Annotated in this window: 16 protein-coding genes; 7 read left to right on the forward strand and 9 right to left on the reverse strand. The window is 59.6% G+C overall.

The features are described 5' to 3' along the window. Nucleotides 1–2: 2 nt before the first annotated feature. From ACA066_RS00230 to ACA066_RS00260, 7 genes are all read right to left on the reverse strand, one after another. Nucleotides 3–1,616: an EAL domain-containing protein gene (locus ACA066_RS00230; RefSeq protein WP_497697658.1), complete on the reverse strand. Its 1,614-nt coding sequence runs from the start codon at nt 1,614–1,616 to the stop codon at nt 3–5. 76 nt (nt 1,617–1,692) lie between these two features. Then, the gene (locus ACA066_RS00235) at nt 1,693–2,475 is read right to left on the reverse strand and encodes an N-acetylmuramoyl-L-alanine amidase (protein ID WP_497697659.1); all 783 of its coding nucleotides are present in this window, start codon (nt 2,473–2,475) and stop codon (nt 1,693–1,695) included. 102 nt (nt 2,476–2,577) lie between these two features. Further along, nucleotides 2,578–4,659, reverse strand: coding sequence for a GGDEF domain-containing protein (locus tag ACA066_RS00240; RefSeq protein ID WP_497697660.1), 2,082 nt, complete (start codon nt 4,657–4,659; stop codon nt 2,578–2,580). After that, on the reverse strand, nt 4,656–5,534 hold the full coding sequence (locus ACA066_RS00245; protein WP_497697661.1) for an endonuclease/exonuclease/phosphatase family protein: 879 nt from the start codon (nt 5,532–5,534) through the stop codon (nt 4,656–4,658). Before ACA066_RS00245 ends, ACA066_RS00240 begins: the two co-directional genes overlap by 4 nt. Nucleotides 5,535–5,548: 14 nt before the next feature. Then, the gene (dsbA, locus tag ACA066_RS00250; RefSeq protein ID WP_214380032.1) at nt 5,549–6,190 is read right to left on the reverse strand and encodes a thiol:disulfide interchange protein DsbA; all 642 of its coding nucleotides are present in this window, start codon (nt 6,188–6,190) and stop codon (nt 5,549–5,551) included. Nucleotides 6,191–6,389: 199 nt separating this feature from the next. Further along, nucleotides 6,390–7,001, reverse strand: a complete 612-nt coding sequence (locus ACA066_RS00255; RefSeq protein ID WP_497697662.1) for a c-type cytochrome — start codon at nt 6,999–7,001, stop codon at nt 6,390–6,392. A 46-nt stretch (nt 7,002–7,047) separates the two neighbouring features. After that, nucleotides 7,048–7,338 (reverse strand): c-type cytochrome, encoded by a 291-nt coding sequence (locus ACA066_RS00260; protein ID WP_008156007.1) that lies wholly within the window; start codon nt 7,336–7,338, stop codon nt 7,048–7,050. A 191-nt stretch (nt 7,339–7,529) separates the two neighbouring features. Here ACA066_RS00260 and yihA point away from each other — a divergent pair, with 191 nt between their 5' ends. Next, nucleotides 7,530–8,171 (forward strand): ribosome biogenesis GTP-binding protein YihA/YsxC, encoded by a 642-nt coding sequence (gene yihA / locus ACA066_RS00265; RefSeq protein WP_017341758.1) that lies wholly within the window; start codon nt 7,530–7,532, stop codon nt 8,169–8,171. 382 nt (nt 8,172–8,553) lie between these two features. Here the strand turns inward: yihA and polA are convergent, their stop codons facing one another. After that, the gene (gene polA / locus ACA066_RS00270; protein ID WP_497697663.1) at nt 8,554–11,325 is read right to left on the reverse strand and encodes a DNA polymerase I; all 2,772 of its coding nucleotides are present in this window, start codon (nt 11,323–11,325) and stop codon (nt 8,554–8,556) included. 74 nt (nt 11,326–11,399) lie between these two features. On the opposite strand from polA, the gene ACA066_RS00275 reads away from it, so the two are divergent. After that, nucleotides 11,400–11,690 carry a DUF2782 domain-containing protein gene (locus tag ACA066_RS00275; RefSeq protein WP_497697664.1) on the forward strand — a complete coding sequence of 97 codons (291 nt, stop codon included), beginning with the start codon at nt 11,400–11,402 and terminating at the stop codon, nt 11,688–11,690. 58 nt (nt 11,691–11,748) lie between these two features. Beyond that, entirely contained in the window at nt 11,749–12,699 is a 951-nt protein-coding gene (locus ACA066_RS00280) for a homoserine kinase (protein WP_497697665.1), read from the forward strand. Nucleotides 12,700–12,807: 108 nt separating this feature from the next. Here the strand turns inward: ACA066_RS00280 and ACA066_RS00285 are convergent, their stop codons facing one another. Further along, the gene (locus ACA066_RS00285; RefSeq protein WP_497697666.1) at nt 12,808–13,728 is read right to left on the reverse strand and encodes a zinc ABC transporter substrate-binding protein; all 921 of its coding nucleotides are present in this window, start codon (nt 13,726–13,728) and stop codon (nt 12,808–12,810) included. Between the two features lie 66 nt (nt 13,729–13,794). On the opposite strand from ACA066_RS00285, the gene zur reads away from it, so the two are divergent. Genes zur through ACA066_RS00305 form a run of 4 tightly spaced genes read left to right on the forward strand, consistent with a single transcriptional unit; the run spans nt 13,795 to nt 16,597 of the window. Then, nucleotides 13,795–14,277, forward strand: a complete 483-nt coding sequence (gene zur / locus ACA066_RS00290) for a zinc uptake transcriptional repressor Zur (protein ID WP_017341763.1) — start codon at nt 13,795–13,797, stop codon at nt 14,275–14,277. Further along, nucleotides 14,277–15,062, forward strand: coding sequence for a zinc ABC transporter ATP-binding protein ZnuC (znuC, locus tag ACA066_RS00295; RefSeq protein WP_497697667.1), 786 nt, complete (start codon nt 14,277–14,279; stop codon nt 15,060–15,062). Before zur ends, znuC begins: the two co-directional genes overlap by 1 nt. Then, nucleotides 15,055–15,843, forward strand: a complete 789-nt coding sequence (znuB, locus tag ACA066_RS00300) for a zinc ABC transporter permease subunit ZnuB (protein ID WP_497697668.1) — start codon at nt 15,055–15,057, stop codon at nt 15,841–15,843. The genes znuC and znuB overlap by 8 nt, the downstream gene beginning before the upstream one ends. A gap of 37 nt (nt 15,844–15,880) precedes the next feature. Continuing rightward, nucleotides 15,881–16,597, forward strand: a complete 717-nt coding sequence (locus ACA066_RS00305; RefSeq protein ID WP_497697669.1) for a PA5502 family lipoprotein — start codon at nt 15,881–15,883, stop codon at nt 16,595–16,597. Nucleotides 16,598–16,616 lie beyond the last annotated feature (19 nt).

Raw genomic sequence — 16,616 nt, forward strand, 5'->3', positions numbered from 1 at the left:
GCTTACGCTTCGTCATCCAGGCGTCGGCCGGCCAGTCGCCGACCGCGGGTAATCAACTCGATGAACTGAACGGCGCTCAACGCACGGGCGAATAACCAGCCCTGACCGTATTTCACCCCTTCACTGCTCAGGAACGCTGCTTGCGCTTCATGTTCGATGCCCTCGGCAATCACTTTAAGTTGCAGCGCCTGGGCCATGTGAATGATGTGCGGCGCCACGCCGCTGCTGGCGGCGTCATGCCCCAGCGCATCGATAAACGCCTTATCGATTTTCAGGCAATCCACTGGCAGGGTTTGCAGATAGGCGAGGCTGCAATAGCCAGTGCCAAAGTCATCGATCAACACCTGATGCCCTACGTCGCGCAAGGATTGCAGGTTTTCCCGGGCCACCACCACATCGATCAGACCGCGCTCGGTCACTTCAAAGGCAATCTGTTTGGCCGCGACCCGGTGCAAGATCAACAGCCGCGCCATCACCTGACCGATACGCGGCACCATGACGTCGCAGGCCGCCAGGTTGACCGAGATGTACAGCTGCGGATTGGCCCGCAATAAATGCCCAAGCTGCTCCAGCAGGCGTTGCAGGACGAAGTCGGTCATCTGGCGGATCTGGCCGGTGTTTTCCGCCATGGGAATAAACAGCTCGGGACTGGTCAGGGTGCCGTCCGGCCGGCGCCAGCGCAGCAAGGCTTCAGCCCCGACACAGTTGCGGCTGTCGAGGTCGAAGATGGGCTGGTACAACACCTGCAACTCGCCTCGCCGTATCGCGCCAGCCAATTCGGCGTCCAGTGACTGTCGCTGACGCACCAGCAGAAACACCATGAAGCCCACGACGACTCCCAGCGCCAGGCTGGCCGGCACCAGCCACCACCAGGCGGCGGGCACATTCACGCCGGTGCGCGGGGTGATCAGCACCAATTGGTATTCAGGGCTTTTGGTCGGCATGAGATAAATCAAGCGAGTCGGGGTGACTTGCAAGACATCACTGCCTTTCGGTGGCCAAGGCTTGGTCGGCGGCCAGGCTTGCGCGGAGCCCAGCACCGGAATCGCGCGGGTGCCGTGGTCGAGTATCACCAAAAGACTGCTGCCCGGCGACAGGTCGACCATGTCGGTCAAATGTCCGCGAGAGGTCGCGACACGGAAATTGCCACGCCCGAGCATGAGCGCTGCCCGGTTTTCATCAGGTTCGGTGGTGGTGTTCAGCCAATAACTATAGGTGGGGTCTTTGATGTCCGGTGCTCGTGTCAGCGACAATCCTGCCTGGCGCGGATGGTTAGAGCAGATCTTCGAGGCATCCATGTATGCGGCTTCGTAAACGAAGCGGTAATTGAAGGTGACCTGCTGCAAAGTGGCGACCATGTCTTTGTCGCAGGTTCGCAGCGGTTGGGCCTCCAGGTCATCGAGGCTTTCGCGCAGTTGCCCGAACAACTGCTCCAGGCGCGCCAGAAATCGCTCACCCTGCGCGTTCATTTCCATACTTTCGTTCTGCTCGACCTGATGCATGGCGACGAACAGGCTGAGCGCCAATAGCAATACGCTGCTCAGGGCAGCCGCCAGCATCGCCAAAAACCAGGGGCGATAGAACCAGCTACGAAGCGTCTCTCGAGCAGCAGGCATGTGGGAATATCCGAAGAATTACCAATGAGTTATAGCTGCTGATTGGGAAAAAGCCCGGACCGTCGGGCGGGCGTCATTATTTTGTCTGATTCAATACCTGAAGAAGCGCTGCCGTTTGCGCATCCGGCATGCCGTCGAAGCGGGACGGCCGGAAATGCATCTGAAAGGCTGCAATCACGTGACGTGTCGCAACATCCAGCTCACCGGTTTGCGGCGTGGCATAACCCAGGCGAGCCAGCTGTCCCTGAAACCAGCTGATGCTCGGCAATTCAGTATTGAACTGCGCTTGTTGACGCGCCACGGCCTGTTCGTTCGGCCAGATGCCAAGGCCTTCGGCCGCCAACCGTTTCCAGGGGAAAACCGGTCCCGGATCCAGCTTGCGCAGCGGGGCGATGTCGCTATGGCCGATGATACTGCGGGGTGTGATGGCGTAACGTTTGCTGATGTCTTTGAGCAGGACGATCAAAGACTGGACCTGGGCTTCGCTGTAGGGATACCAGTAACGCCCTCCGGTCGCGGTTTCCTTGAATCCTGGATTGACGATTTCGATGCCGATTGAACTGGAGTTCAACCAGGTCCGACCCTGCCACTCACTTTCCCCGGCGTGCCATGCCCGCAGGTTTTCATCCATCAGCTTGTAGATGGTGGCGTTTTTATCGTCGCCGATCAGGTAGTGGCTGCTGACTTCGCCGTGGGTCAGCAGTTGCAGCGAACGTTCCAGCGATGCGGAGGTGTAATGCACCACCACGAACTGAATGCGGCTGTCGTGATTGGCTGAAGGATGGCTGGTGTCGAACCGGGGACCGCTGGCACAGCCGGCCAATAGAAACAGCGACACGATGAAGGCGAGAAATTTCATGGTAGAGACAGTGCACGCAAGACAGTAATGCAACAGTGTAACGTACTGCCTTGCGCGACGACGGTTAATGGAACCATTTAAACAAAATGGAACAATTGGCTCTCAGCCGAGTTCCACCCGATTACGGCCTGCATGTTTGGCGCGGTACAACGCCTGATCGGCTCTTTTAAGCACCATATCGCTGTGTTCTGCGGGTTTGAATGCAGTCATTCCCATCGAAACGGTAATGGTCACCGGCTCCCCCTTGAAGTGGAACGGGCAGGCTTCGATGGAGGCGCGCAGGTTTTCCAGCAGTTTTACCCCCGTCGCCGGCACGGTGCCTGGCATCAGCAGGACAAACTCTTCACCGCCAAACCGCGCAATGAAATCGGTCCCGCGCAGGCGCTTGCGCAACACGCTGGCGATGATTTTCAATACCTTGTCGCCCGCCAGGTGGCCATAGTTGTCATTGATGCGTTTGAAGTGATCGAGGTCGAGCATGGCCAGCAACAGGGTGTTGCCGTGTTGCTGCCACTGGCTGATTTCGTGATCGAGCCGTTCGCTCCAGGCCGCCCGGTTGGGCAGTCCGGTCAGCGGGTCGATCAAGGCTTTCTGGCGCTGCTCTTCAAGGTGCTCGCGGTAGCCTTGGGCTTCCTGCTCCATGTGCGCCACGCGTTCGGCCAGGCCTTTGAGGCGGGCAGCCACTTCCTGCTCGCGCTCGTCGCGCTGCTTCTGATGTTGATCCATGGTCCCGAGCAGGCCTTCGAGGTGGTTCTCCAGGACGTGCTTGAGATCTTCGAGGTCCGCTGCCTCTTGCATGCTGCTCTGCAGGCCGTCGACCTGCTCGCGGATCTGCGTGTCCATTTCGCGCGCGGCAGAGCGGTTGTCCGCATGGCCATCGCTGGCAGCCTGCAGGTTGCTTTGGAATGACTCGAGGCGTTCGTTGAGTTGCTGCAGATAGGCTTCGAATTCATGCTGGCCGCTGTTGTTGATCGCCAGCATCAATGTGGCCAGATCGTCGAGTATCGGCAGCAGTTCGTACCAGTTCAAACCGTTTTGCAGGCGATCGCGCATCGCTTCGGCTTGTGGGCGATGGCGTTCTGGTAGTGACAGGTCGTCCAGCAGTCCCAGCAGCGTGTCTTCGATGTGCTTGGCGACGGAGCTGTAGGACGGTTCCGGCGAGTCCGGCAGGGCGTAGAGAATATCGTGTTCAGATTGTTCCGGATCGATGGCGGCCAACGCCTGGGCCAGGGTCGAGGGCAGGGGCAGGCGGTCGAGAAATACCGTTGGGGTCAACTCGTCTGGATTAGTCGCCAGTTGAGGCTCGGCAACCGTAGACATGGCGGCTGGTGAGGCGACTGGTGCCGGTTGCTCTGGTTGCTCTGGTTGCTCTGGTTGCTCTGGTTGTTCAGGAGCAGGCGGTCGCTGAGGTTCAAGGACTGGCGGGACAAATGCCACGACTTCAGTGATTGGCGTCGTCGCTGCGGGCGCTTCGATCACCTCTGGATCGGGCGGGGCAGGATGATCGGCGGGCGGCGTCACGCGTGGCTCGTCGGCAACTGGCGGGGGATCGACGATCACTCGCGGCAGCTCGGGAGGTGCCGCAGCAATCTCTTCGACAGGCAGCAGGGTGGGCGCTTGCGCCTCCGGGGGAGCCACCTGCTGTATCGCATCTTCCGTTTCACGATTGCCAAACAAGCGCTGCAACAAACCTGGACGACCGGGTTCCGCCGGGTTCTCCAGCTGACTCAAGGCCTTGCCTTGCAGGCCGCTCAGTTCGCTGAGCAGCAAAGGGATCTCGCGCGCCTGGCTGACGCGTCCGTCCAGTGTTTTGGCGAAGTTCTTGAGTGGGCGGCTCACTTCACGGGGCAGCGGCAATGTCTGCAGTTGCGCCACCAGCGCGGTCAGTGCGGCGCTGGTCTGATTGACCCGGGTTTCGCGGCGCTGTTCAGAGTCGAGCACCGCTTTTTCCAGGCGTGGAAGCAGTGCTGCCAGGCCGGCGTCCATGTCATTGGTGCGGATGACTTCGCGCATTTCTTTCATGCACTGGTCAACCGCGCGGTCGGTGCCCTCGGCCGCCAGCGTACTGCGCACCAGTCCGCGCCGCAGCAGGTCGAGCCGGGCGTCCCAGCGACGTTCGAGCTTTTCCTGTTGTTCGATGCTTTTGAGGTATTTCTCTTTCCAGCGCTGTGTTTCGTCGCTCATTCATGGGTTCCGCGAAGGGCAGGACTCAACGCGGGCAATGCATCGGCCGTGAGCGAACCCGGCAGACGAATCTCTACCGCGACCGGCAGGTGATCGGAAATGGGTTGTGCCAGCACTTCGACCTTTTCCAGCGTCAGGGTCGGGCTCAGCAGAATGTGGTCCAGGCAGCGCTGCGGGCGCCAGCTGGGGAAGGTTGCTTCCAATTGCGGCGCCAGCAGGCCGAGGTCGCGCAACGGAGAATTTTGCAGCAGATCACTGGCGTGGGTATTCATGTCGCCCATCAGCACCTGATGTTTATAACCGCCGATCAGCTCGCGGATGTAAGCCAGTTGCATGCTCCGGGCACGGGCGCCCAGCGCCAGGTGCATCATGACCACCACCAGCGCTTCCGGACCTTCACCGAAACGCACCAGGATCGCCCCGCGCCCCTTGGGCCCCGGCAGCGGATGATCTTCGATCGCCCATGGGCGCAGGCGGCTGAGCACGCCATTGCTGTGCTGGCCGAGGCGACCGAGATTGCGATTGAGTTGTTGATACCAATAGGGGAAGGCACCGAGTTGCGCCAGGTGTTCCACTTGATTGACGTAGCCGGATCTCAGGCTGCCGCCATCGGCTTCCTGCAGGGCGACCAGATCGAAGTCGCCCAACAGATTGCCGATTTTTTGCAGGTTGTCGGCGCGTCCGGTATGCGGCAACAAATGTTGCCAGCCCCGGGTCAGGTAGTGCCGATACCGCTCGGTGCTGATGCCGACCTGGATATTGAAGCTGAGCAAGCGCAGACGGCTGTCTGCGGGCAAGCCCGTCGATTTCAGGTGATGTTCGTTGACCCGCGGATCATGCAGGCCAACGATGCGTTCAGTACCCCAGCGGCGCATGGCAGGCCCCGCGCTTAGTTGGCAGCAGCCTTGTTAGCCGCTCGCTCTTTGTCGACCAGTTTGTCGGCCAGTTGCAGGGCTTGCTCGGCGCCGCCGGCAGAACCCACGTCAAAGCGGTACTTGCCGTTGACGATCATGGTTGGAACGCCGGAGATTTCATATTTCTTGGCCAGTTCTTTGGCTTTGACGATCTGGCCTTTAACGGCGAAGGAATCAAAGGTCGCCAGGAACTTGTCCTTGTCTACGCCTTGAGTCGCCAGGAAGTCGGCCATTTCGTTTTTATCGGTCAGCTTTTTGTGTTCTTTCTGAATCGCGTTGAACACCGCAGCGTGAACCTTGCTCTCGACGCCCATGGCTTCCAGGGTCAGGAACATTTGGCCGTGTGCGTCCCATGGGCCGCCGAACATGGCTGGAATACGGACGAAATTCACGTCTGACGGCAGCTTCTCGACCCAAGGATTGATCACCGGCTCGAAAGCGTAGCAATGCGGGCAGCCATACCAGAACAATTCAACGACTTCGATCTTGCCAGGCACTGCTACCGGAACCGGATTGCTCAGTTCGACATAAGGGGCTGCGGGTGCTTCGGCGGCTTGGGCAGTCATGCCGAACAGGCTGGCAGCGACGAGTGCGGCGCTGATGATCAGATTACGCATGCTTTACTCCTGGACAATTTGGGTCGCCTCGCGCGACCTGTTTTCAGACAGGTCATGGCGGGCTTGAGTTCTGTAGTGTAACGGCAGCAGGCACAAAAAAGGGCGGCCTGAGCCACCCTTTTTATACTTGCTGCGACGGATTAATAGAGCGTTAACGTTGCAGGAGATGTACGTCCCGCCCGACGCCCGATTCGTCGGGTTAGTGCAGGCCCTGAATGTAGCTGGACACCGCTGCGATATCTTCGTCGCTCAGGCGTTTGGCTATGGTCTGCATGGTTTTGGTGTCGCCGTCGTTGCTGCGACCGCCTTCTTCCTTGCGGAAATCGGTCAGCTGCTTGGCAATGTATTGAGCGTGCTGGCCACCCAGGTGCGGGAAGCCGGCGGCCGCGTTGCCTGCGCCGTTTGGCGAGTGGCAGCCGGTGCAGGCTGGCAGGCCCTTGGCAAGGTCACCACCACGGAACAATGCTTCACCGCGAGCCACGACTTTAGGGTCGGCGGCGCCAACGCTGCCTTTCTGGCTGGCGAAGTAGGCGGCGATATCGGCCATGTCCTGATCGCTCAGGTTGGTCAGCAGGCCGGTCATTTCCAGTACCGTGCGTTTGCCGGACTTGATGTCGTGCAGCTGCTTGTTCAGATAACGCTCGCCCTGACCTGCCAGTTTCGGAAAGTTAGGCGCCATGCTGTTGCCATCCGGGCCATGACAGGCGCCACATACTGCGGCTTTCGCCTGACCAGCAGTTGCATCACCTGCAGCATGGGCTATGCCGGAGATCCCCACGGTCAACAGCAGACTCACGATCAATTTGTTCATCAGCTAATCCAACTACGGCTAAGGGTTAAAGAGTTATGGACCGGGATCACTCGCTCATCCACTGGATGATGGCTTGGTAATCCTCGGCACTGCAGTCCATGCACAAACCACGCGGCGGCATCGCCTTGAAACCCTGGGTCACGTGTTGCACCAGCGTCTCCATACCTTTCGCCAACCTCGGCGTCCAAGCTTCCTGATCGCCCTTTTTGGGCGCCATGGGTAGTTGGCCGGAATGACAGGCACCACAAACACGGTTGTACACAGCTTCCGGATCCTGTGTAGCCTGAGCGCTGTAAAGCGGCATCAAGACACCGGCAGCTAGCAGCCATTTCGTCATAAAACGACCTTTTCAGGGTTGAGAGCGTTCTGCGTTCTAGTGCGCAATCAAGGTCAATCGCTCTCGTGAACTTCATCCTACGCTGGGACAAAGCGCACACAAAATCTGCGGCATTATATACTGGCGTCACTGAAACGGAAACGACACCGCTTGCCGCGTCCATTCCCGGCGCCGCCCACATCGGAAATCCCATGCAACTCAAGAACCCCATCCTCGGCCTGTGCCAACAGTCCACCTTCATGCTCAGCGCTGCCAAAGTCGATCAATGTCCCGACGACGAAGGCTTTGAAGTGGCCTTCGCCGGGCGTTCCAACGCCGGTAAATCCAGCGCGTTGAACACCCTGACGCATGCCAGCCTGGCGCGGACCTCGAAAACCCCGGGTCGCACGCAACTCTTGAACTTCTTCAAGCTAGACGATGATCGTCGTCTGGTCGACCTGCCGGGCTACGGTTACGCGAAAGTGCCGATCCCGTTGAAGCTGCACTGGCAGCGTCACCTCGAAGCTTATCTGGGTGGTCGCGAGAGCTTGAAAGGTCTGATTCTGATGATGGACATCCGTCATCCAATGACCGACTTCGACCTGTTGATGCTCGACTGGGCCGTCGCCAGCGGCATGCCGATGCACATTCTGCTGACCAAGGCGGACAAGCTGACTTACGGCGCCGCGAAAAACGTGCTGCTCAAGGTTCAGTCGGACATCCGTAAAGGCTGGGGTGATGCGATCAGCATCCAGCTGTTTTCGGCGCCAAAACGCATGGGCCTGGAAGACGCCTACACTGTATTGGCGGGCTGGATGGAACTGGCTGACAAAGGCTCCGAACTCGCGGAGTAACAAATCGCGAGCAAAAAAAACCCCGGACTTCTTATGGGGAGGGGGAAGTTCCGGGGTTCAAGTTCCGGACCGCTAGGGCGGGGTCCAGATATCTGCCAACACTTAACACAACATAGGAGCATCGAAGGGCTTCACCAGCCATTCAGTTACTCTGAGTGACAGTTCACAGGTTTAGTTCCGGCGTTTCAAAAACCATTTGAAATAAGCCGGATCGTTTTCTGAAATAAGCGCCCTTCGAGCTCTCTGCCGCGGCACTATGCCGCAGCATTAAGATCCTGTAGGAGCGAGCTTGCTCGCGATGGTCGTTAACGATAACGCTGAAATTCTGACACTCTGCGGTGTTCTCAGGTTCATCGCGAGCATGCTCGCTCCTACAAAGGGTTTAGTGAGCCTCGTCCCAGTTATTGCCTACGCCAACCTCGACCAGCAGCGGCACATCAAGCTTAGCGGCGTCGGCCATGTGAGCGCGTATTTCCTCACGAACCTGATCGACCAGATCTTCACGCACTTCAAGCACCAATTCATCGTGCACCTGCAGGATGACTTTGGCGTCCAGACCCGATGAGGTCAGCCAGTTATCCACAGCCACCATGGCTTTCTTGATGATGTCCGCCGCCGTGCCTTGCATCGGGGCGTTGATCGCCGTGCGTTCGGCACCTTTGCGCAGGGCCGGGTTTTTCGCGTTGATTTCCGGCAAGTACAGGCGACGACCGAAGATGGTCTCGACAAAACCTTGCTCGGCCGCCTGGGCGCGGGTGCGTTCCATGTACTCCAGGACGCCTGGATAGCGGGCGAAATAGCGATCTATGTACGCCTGGGACTGTTTGCGATCGACGCCGATCTGCTTGGCCAGGCCAAACGCGCTCATGCCGTAGATCAAACCGAAGTTGATCGCCTTGGCGCTGCGACGCTGATCGGTGGTGACTTCGGCCAATTCAACCCCAAAGACTTCCGCCGCCGTGGCTTTGTGCACGTCCAGGTCATTGCGGAAGGCGTGTAGCAAACCTTCGTCCTTGGCCAGGTGAGCCATGATGCGCAGCTCGATTTGCGAGTAGTCCGCGGCCAGCAGCTTGTAGCCTTTTGGCGCAACGAACGCCTGACGAATCCGACGCCCTTCGGCGGTACGGATCGGGATGTTCTGCAGGTTCGGATCACTGGACGACAAACGCCCGGTCGCCGCGACAGCCTGATGATAAGAGGTGTGAATCCGCCCGGTGCGCGGGTTGATCTGCTCCGGCAGGCGATCGGTGTAGGTGCTTTTGAGCTTGCTCATTGAGCGGTACTGCATTAGCACTTTTGGCAGTGGGTAATCCTGCTCGGCCAGTTCCGCCAGCACGGCTTCGGCGGTGGACGCCTGGCCCTTGGCGGTTTTGCTGAGGATCGGCAAGCCGAGTTTTTCGTACAGGATCACGCCCAATTGCTTCGGCGAACCCAGGTTGAATTCTTCTCCAGCGATGGCGAATGCCTCACGCTCCAGTGCGACCATTTTCTCGCCCAGCTCAACGCTTTGAATGCCCAGCAGGTTGGCATCGACCAACGCGCCCTGGCGTTCGATTCGCGCGAGTACCGGCACCAATGGCATTTCAATTTCGCTCAGGACTTTGCTCAGGCTTGGAATCGCGTTGAGCTTTTCCTGCAAGGTCTGATGCAGGCGTAGCGTCACGTCGGCGTCTTCAGCGGCGTAAGGCCCGGCCAGTTCCAGGGAGATCTGGTCAAAAGTCAGCTGTTTGGCACCCTTGCCCGCAATGTCCTGAAAACCTGTGGTGGTGTGATTCAGGTACTTGAGCGCCAGGCTGTCCATGTCGTGGCGGGTCGCGGTGGAATCCAGCACGTAGGATTCGAGCATGGTGTCGAAGGCGATGCCTTGCACGGTGATGCCGCAGCTCTGATCGCCACCGATGGCGCAGTTGGCCAGGATGTTCATATCGAACTTGGCGTGCTGGCCGACCTTTAGTTTGTTCGGGTCTTCCAGGATCGGTTTCAGTGCGCGCAGCACGGTGTCGCGATCGAGCTGATCCGGCACGCCCATGTAGGAATGGGTCAGCGGGATGTAGGCCGCTTCGTTGGCCTGTACAGCGAACGACAGGCCGACCAGTTGCGCCTGCTGCGCATCGATGCCGGTGGTTTCGGTATCAAAGGCGATCAGCGTAGCGTCGTTGAGCTTATTCAGCCACAGGTCGAAATCGGCCTGAGTGAGGATCGTCGTGTACTTGAGTTCAGTCTCGACGGCGGCTTCTTCAATCACCGGCGCGCTGACTTCCTGGCCGGAACGCTTGGCGTCGCGCTGGTTTTCTTCGAACCAGCTCTTGAATTCCAGCAGCGTGTAGAGCTCGGCCAGTTTGTCGTGATCCGGCTTGCCCATTTGCAGGTCGTCGAGGCCGATATCCAGTGGCACGTCGATCTTGATCGTCGCCAGTTGGTAGGAGAGGAAAGCCATCTCCTTGTGCTCTTCAAGTTTGGCCGGCAGGGTTTTCGCGCCGCGAATCGGCAGGGTCGGAACGATGTCGAGCTGTGCGTAGAGCTCGGTCAGACCGCCGTTTACGCCGACCAACAGACCGGAAGCGGTCTTGGGACCGATGCCCGGAACGCCCGGGATGTTGTCGGAAGAATCGCCCATCAACGCCAGATAATCGATGATCTGCTCGGGAGCGACGCCGAATTTCTCCTTCACGCCCTCCACGTCCAGCGCGCTACCGGTCATGGTATTGACCAAGGTAATGTGGCCGTCGACCAGTTGCGCCATGTCCTTGTCGCCGGTGGAGATGACCACCGGGCGGTCGGCCGCCGCACTGCTGCGGGCCAGGGTGCCGATCACGTCATCGGCCTCGACGCCTTCGACGCACAGCAGCGGGAAGCCCAGAGCGATCACGCTCTGGTGCAGCGGCTCGATCTGAACGCGCATGTCATCGGGCATGCTCGGACGGTTGGCCTTGTATTCGGCGTACATGTCATCGCGAAACGTCCCACCCTTGGCGTCGAACACCACGGCGAACGGACTGTCCGGGTACTGCTTGCGCAGACTCTTGAGCATGTTCAACACACCTTTGACCGCTCCGGTCGGCAGACCCTTGGAAGTGGTCAGCGGTGGCAGGGCGTGAAAGGCGCGGTACAGGTAAGAAGAACCGTCCACCAGGACGAGGGGGGCTTGGCTCATGAGCAGGATCAACCTTTTCGGCGGGTCCGGCGCTAGAATAGCGGGACCGTTGACGACAAAGGGACAAGGTTATCATGCGCACACTAAATCACCTGTTGCTGGCTGGCTTGTTTGCAACCGTTCCACTGGCCGTCATGGCGGCGGATGATGCGCCGACTCCGGAGCCGGAAGTCACGATTCGCACGGAAGGCGATAAAACCATCCAGGAGTACCGCCAAAACGGTTTCCTGTATGCGATCAAGGTCACGCCGAAGAACGCACCGCCGTATTTCCTGGTGCGCGCGGACGGGACGGATGCAAACTTCATCCGCTCGGATCAGCCGGATATGCTGATTCCGTCGTGGAAGATTTTTGAATGGAAGTAGTTTCTTAATTTCAATCGGCGCTGGCTCAAGCAGCGGCGCCCGTACTGGCAGTTAAAACATGTCTGTGTTCACCCCGCTGGCTCGGCCCGAGCTGGAAACCTTTCTCGCCCCATACGGGCTCGGCCGCCTGCTTGATTTCCAGGGGATTGCCGCCGGTAGCGAAAACACCAATTTCTTTATCAGCCTGGAGCAGGGCGAATTTGTCCTGACCCTGGTTGAGCGTGGTCCGGTTCAGGAGATGCCGTTCTTCATTGAACTGCTGGACGTGCTGCATGAAGCCGACCTTCCGGTGCCTTACGCCTTGCGCACCACCGATGGCGTCGCCTTGCGCGAGCTGGCGGGTAAGCCTGCGCTGTTGCAGCCGCGCCTGGCCGGCAAGCACATCAAGATCGCCAACGCACAGCATTGCGCCCAAGTGGGCGAGTTGCTCGCGCACCTGCATCTGGCAACCCAGGCCAACATGATCAAGCGCAAAACCGATCGTGGCCTGGACTGGATGCAGGAAGAGGGCACGCAGCTGTTGTCGCACCTGAATGCCGAGCAGAGCGATTTGCTGCAGCGGGCGCTGGATGAAATCACACAGCAAAAAGAGAAAATTCTGGCGTTGCCTCGGGCCAACATCCACGCGGACCTGTTCCGCGACAACGCGATGTTCGAAGGCACGCACCTGACGGGATTGATCGACTTTTACAATGCTTGCTCGGGGCCAATGCTCTACGACGTGGCGATTGCCTTGAACGACTGGTGCTCGGACGACGACGGGTTGATTGACGGACCGCGGGCGCGGGCGTTGCTGGGGGCGTATGCAGCGTTGCGGCCATTCACCGCTGCCGAGGCCGACTTGTGGCCGACCATGCTGCGTGTGGCGTGTGTGCGGTTCTGGTTGTCGCGGTTGATTGCCGCAGAGTCTTTCGCCGGGCAGGACGTGTTGATTCACGACCCAATGGAATTTCAGCAGAGGTTGGCGCAGCGGCAGAAGGTCAGCACGCCGCTGCCGTTCGCCCTCTGAATTGTGGCGAGGGAGCTTGCTCCCGCTGGCCTGCGCAGCAGGCCCATTTTGGGGCCGCTTCGCTGCCCAGCGGGAGCAAGCTCCCTCGCCACAGGGTTATCGCTGTATTTACAACGACTCCAGACACCCCGCCAAATCATTCCCCAACTTCTCCAGCACCTGCTCATACCCCTGAGCAGTCGCCGGCGTGTACCCGCCCAACGCATCCAGTTCCGCCAGTTTCACAGGCAACCCCGCCACCAACGTTTCCGCCAGGCGCGGCCGCAACGGCGGTTCACTGAACACACAGGTCTTGCCCACTTCCTGCAACCGCGTGCGCATTGCCGACACATGCTGGGCACCCGGCTGGACTTCGGCGGCGACGCTGAACACGCCCGTGTGCTTCAGACCGTAAGCGTCTTCGAAGTAGTCGAACGCTTCATGGAACACAAAGTACGGTTTGCCCGCGATACCCGCCAGCCGCGCCTTCAAGCGCAGGTCCAGCGCATCCAGGCGCTCATCGAACGCTTTGAGATTGCTTTGATAACGCGCCGCATTGGCCGGATCGGCAGCACTCAAATCCGCGGCCATTTTCGTCGCGATCACCCGAGCGTTGACCGGCGATAACCACAAATGCGTATCCAGGCTGCCCGGACGGTGATCGTGATCATGCTCATCGGCTTCTTCTGCGTGGGAGTGACTGTCTTCGGCGAAACGACGCAATTTCAGCCCCGGCAGATCCTGCACGGCGACGCTCGGCAGCGTACGACCCTTCAGCACGCGAGGCAGGAAACCTTCCATGTCCGGACCGATCCAGTAAACCAGATCCACCGATTGCACCTTCCGTACATCGGAAGGGCGCAAGGCATAGTTATGCGGCGAAGCACCCGGCGGCAGCAGCACTTCCGGGATTGCCACGCCGTCCTGCACCGCAGCGGCAATCAGCTGTAGCGGCTTGATGCTGGTGAGGACTTTGACTTCAGCATGAGCAGAACCGATCAACAGAAAACTGGCGACAAATGCGACAAAGATAGAAAAAAGTCGGGACACGATGACCACTCGAAGAGGCGAGAACGGGTAACATAATAACGTCTCTCACAAAACTCGTCGCCGCTCATGCCTAAAACACCGATTGCCAGCCGTCCCCACGACCACTCTCATTGCGTTCACAGCGCACTGTCTGAGGCCGATGCCCTGTGCGCACGTCAAGGCCTGCGCCTGACCGCCTTGCGCCGGCGGGTGCTGGAACTGGTGTGGCAAAGCCACAAGCCGCTGGGTGCCTACGACATTCTTGCGGTACTCAGCGAGCAGGATGGCCGCCGCGCTGCGCCGCCGACCGTGTACCGCGCGCTGGATTTCCTGCTGGAAAACGGCCTGGTGCACCGCATCTCCTCGCTGAACGCCTTCGTCGGCTGCAATCACCCGGAACACGCCCACCAGGGCCAGTTCCTGATCTGCCGCGAATGCCACGCCGCCATCGAACTTGAGCAGAAGTCCATCAGCGACGCGATCATTGGCAGCGCCAGGGATGTCGGATTCGTCGTCGAAAGCCAGACCGTCGAAGTGGTCGGCGTCTGTTCGGGTTGCCAGGGGGCTTGATGAGCAACGCGCTGATCCGCCTCGAGCAGGTTGCCGTCACCTTCGCCGGGCAAAACGTGCTGGATAACATCGAACTGAGCGTCGAACCGGGGCAGATAGTCACCCTGATAGGTCCCAACGGTGCCGGCAAAACCACCCTCGTGCGGGCGGTGCTCGGCTTGTTGAAGCCGGACAGCGGCAGCGTGTGGCGCAAGCCGAAACTACGGGTCGGTTACATGCCGCAAAAACTTCACGTCGATCCGACGCTCCCACTGTCGGTGCTGCGCTTCTTGCGGCTGGTGCCCGGTGTGGATCGCACTCGCGCGTTGGCGGCCCTCAAGGAAGTGGGCGCCGAACAGGTGATCGACAGCCCGGTGCAAAGCGTTTCCGGTGGTGAAATGCAGCGCGTGCTGCTGGCCCGGGCGCTGTTGCGCGAGCCAGAATTGCTGGTGCTCGACGAGCCGGTGCAAGGCGTCGACGTGGCGGGTCAGGCCGAGTTGTACAGCCTGATCACCCGTCTGCGTGACCGTCACGGCTGCGGCGTGCTGATGGTTTCCCACGATTTGCATCTGGTCATGAGCACCACCGATCAGGTGGTCTGCCTCAACCGTCACGTCTGCTGCTCCGGTCATCCCGAACAGGTCAGCGGCGATCCGGCTTTCGTCGAGTTGTTCGGAAAGAACGCACAAAGCCTGGCGATTTATCACCACCATCACGACCACGCCCATGATCTGCATGGTTCGGTGGTCACCACGGCCTCGACGGCCCAACCCCACGTTCATGGAGATAGCTGCAAGCATGGCTGATTTTCTGCTCTACGCCCTGCTTGCAGGCCTGGCCCTGGCGCTGGTGGCGGGCCCGTTGGGATCTTTCGTGGTCTGGCGGCGCATGGCGTATTTCGGCGACACCCTGTCTCACGCAGCCTTGCTCGGCGTGGCGTTGGGCTTTTTGCTGGATGTCAGTCCAACGGTGGCGGTCACCGTCGGCTGTTTGTTATTGGCGGTGTTGCTGGTGACCTTGCAACAGCGTCAGCCGCTGGCGTCCGACACGCTTTTGGGAATTCTCGCACCGAGCACACTCTCTTTGGGCTTGGTGGTACTAAGCTTCATGCACGAAGTGCGGATCGACCTGATGGCGTATCTGTTCGGCGATTTGCTGGCGATCAGTCCGACCGATCTGGTCTGGATTCTCGGTGGCAGCGCAGCTGTCATGGCCTTGCTGGTGACATTGTGGCGGCCATTGCTGGCGATCACGGTGCATGAAGAGCTGGCAAGGGTGGAAGGTTTGCCGGTGCCGGCGCTGCGTCTGACCCTGATGTTGCTGATCGCCGTTGTGATCGCCGTGGCGATGAAAATCGTCGGTGTGTTGTTGATTACGTCGTTGCTGATCATCCCCGCGGCTGCGGCACAACGTCACGCCCGGTCGCCGGAACAGATGGCACTGGGCGCGAGCCTGCTGGGCATGCTCGCGGTGTGTGGCGGGTTGGCATTGTCCTGGTTCAAGGACACCCCGGCGGGCCCGTCGATCGTGGTGACGGCCGCCGCGCTGTTTCTGCTGAGTTTTGTCCTGCCCCGTCGAGGGGTGTAGACTTGCTCGTTTTTTGCGCAAATAGAGAGTCGCAGGAATGAAGCTGTTAGCCTCCCGTTATCTGCTCCTTGTTGCATTTTCGCTGCTACTGGGCGCATGTCAAAGCACGCCACCGGCGGCCACCGAGGCCACTGATGCGCGGGCCACGGCCATCGCACAGCTCGAGCAAAGCCTCGCCAGCAGCGAACTGGCCACTGCTGAAGATCAACTGGCGGCCTTGCAGGCCGGGTCGCCAAACGATCCATCCCTTGTGCAGTACCAACGGCAACTCGCCGAAGCCTATCTGCAACGCAGCCAGATCGTGCTGCAAAAAGGCGATGTGAATGCTGCTGCCACCGCCCTGAGCCGTGCGCGGGTATTGATGCCCAAGGCGCCAGCACTGACCGGCGGGGTCAACAACGCTATCGTCAATGCGCGCAAGGCTGAGCTCGATAGAGCGGAAGCGGCGCTGTTGGCTGCCGAGGCGAAACCACAGGCGAAAGTGATTGATCCGACCGCTGAGAGCACTACCGTCGCATTGAACCTCACCGATATGAGCAAACTTCGTCGTCAACTGGATGCGATCGCGGCCGATGTGGTGAATTATCAATGTGACGTGAGCATTCAGGCGCCGCGTACGCAGGATTATCCTTGGCTAGCCACGCTGCTGACGAAGAGGGTGAAGAAGCTGGATTCGGGGTTTGACCTGAATCTGCAGAAGCAGATTCTGCGCAATGTCCCGGCGCAGATGGTCTTGAGTCCGCGTAAACCTTAAAAACATCGCGAGCAGGCTC

This window comes from Pseudomonas sp. LBUM1651 (assembly GCF_059716135.1).

Excerpts from the sequence above, each read along its gene's own strand:
- ACA066_RS00230 (WP_497697658.1), bottom strand. The coding sequence starts at position 1,616 with ATGCCTGCTGCTCGAGAGACGCTTCGTAGCTGGTTCTATCGCCCCTGG.
- ACA066_RS00235 (WP_497697659.1), bottom strand. The coding sequence starts at position 2,475 with ATGAAATTTCTCGCCTTCATCGTGTCGCTGTTTCTATTGGCCGGCTGT.
- znuC (WP_497697667.1), top strand. The coding sequence starts at position 14,277 with ATGAGCAACGCGCTGATCCGCCTCGAGCAGGTTGCCGTCACCTTCGCC.
- ACA066_RS00245 (WP_497697661.1), bottom strand. The coding sequence starts at position 5,534 with ATGCGCCGCTGGGGTACTGAACGCATCGTTGGCCTGCATGATCCGCGG.
- ACA066_RS00260 (WP_008156007.1), bottom strand. The coding sequence starts at position 7,338 with ATGACGAAATGGCTGCTAGCTGCCGGTGTCTTGATGCCGCTTTACAGC.
- ACA066_RS00280 (WP_497697665.1), top strand. The coding sequence starts at position 11,749 with ATGTCTGTGTTCACCCCGCTGGCTCGGCCCGAGCTGGAAACCTTTCTC.
- yihA (WP_017341758.1), top strand. The coding sequence starts at position 7,530 with ATGCAACTCAAGAACCCCATCCTCGGCCTGTGCCAACAGTCCACCTTC.
- znuB (WP_497697668.1), top strand. The coding sequence starts at position 15,055 with ATGGCTGATTTTCTGCTCTACGCCCTGCTTGCAGGCCTGGCCCTGGCG.
- polA (WP_497697663.1), bottom strand. The coding sequence starts at position 11,325 with ATGAGCCAAGCCCCCCTCGTCCTGGTGGACGGTTCTTCTTACCTGTAC.
- ACA066_RS00255 (WP_497697662.1), bottom strand. The coding sequence starts at position 7,001 with ATGAACAAATTGATCGTGAGTCTGCTGTTGACCGTGGGGATCTCCGGC.
- ACA066_RS00305 (WP_497697669.1), top strand. The coding sequence starts at position 15,881 with ATGAAGCTGTTAGCCTCCCGTTATCTGCTCCTTGTTGCATTTTCGCTG.
- dsbA (WP_214380032.1), bottom strand. The coding sequence starts at position 6,190 with ATGCGTAATCTGATCATCAGCGCCGCACTCGTCGCTGCCAGCCTGTTC.
- ACA066_RS00240 (WP_497697660.1), bottom strand. The coding sequence starts at position 4,659 with ATGAGCGACGAAACACAGCGCTGGAAAGAGAAATACCTCAAAAGCATC.
- zur (WP_017341763.1), top strand. The coding sequence starts at position 13,795 with ATGCCTAAAACACCGATTGCCAGCCGTCCCCACGACCACTCTCATTGC.
- ACA066_RS00275 (WP_497697664.1), top strand. The coding sequence starts at position 11,400 with ATGCGCACACTAAATCACCTGTTGCTGGCTGGCTTGTTTGCAACCGTT.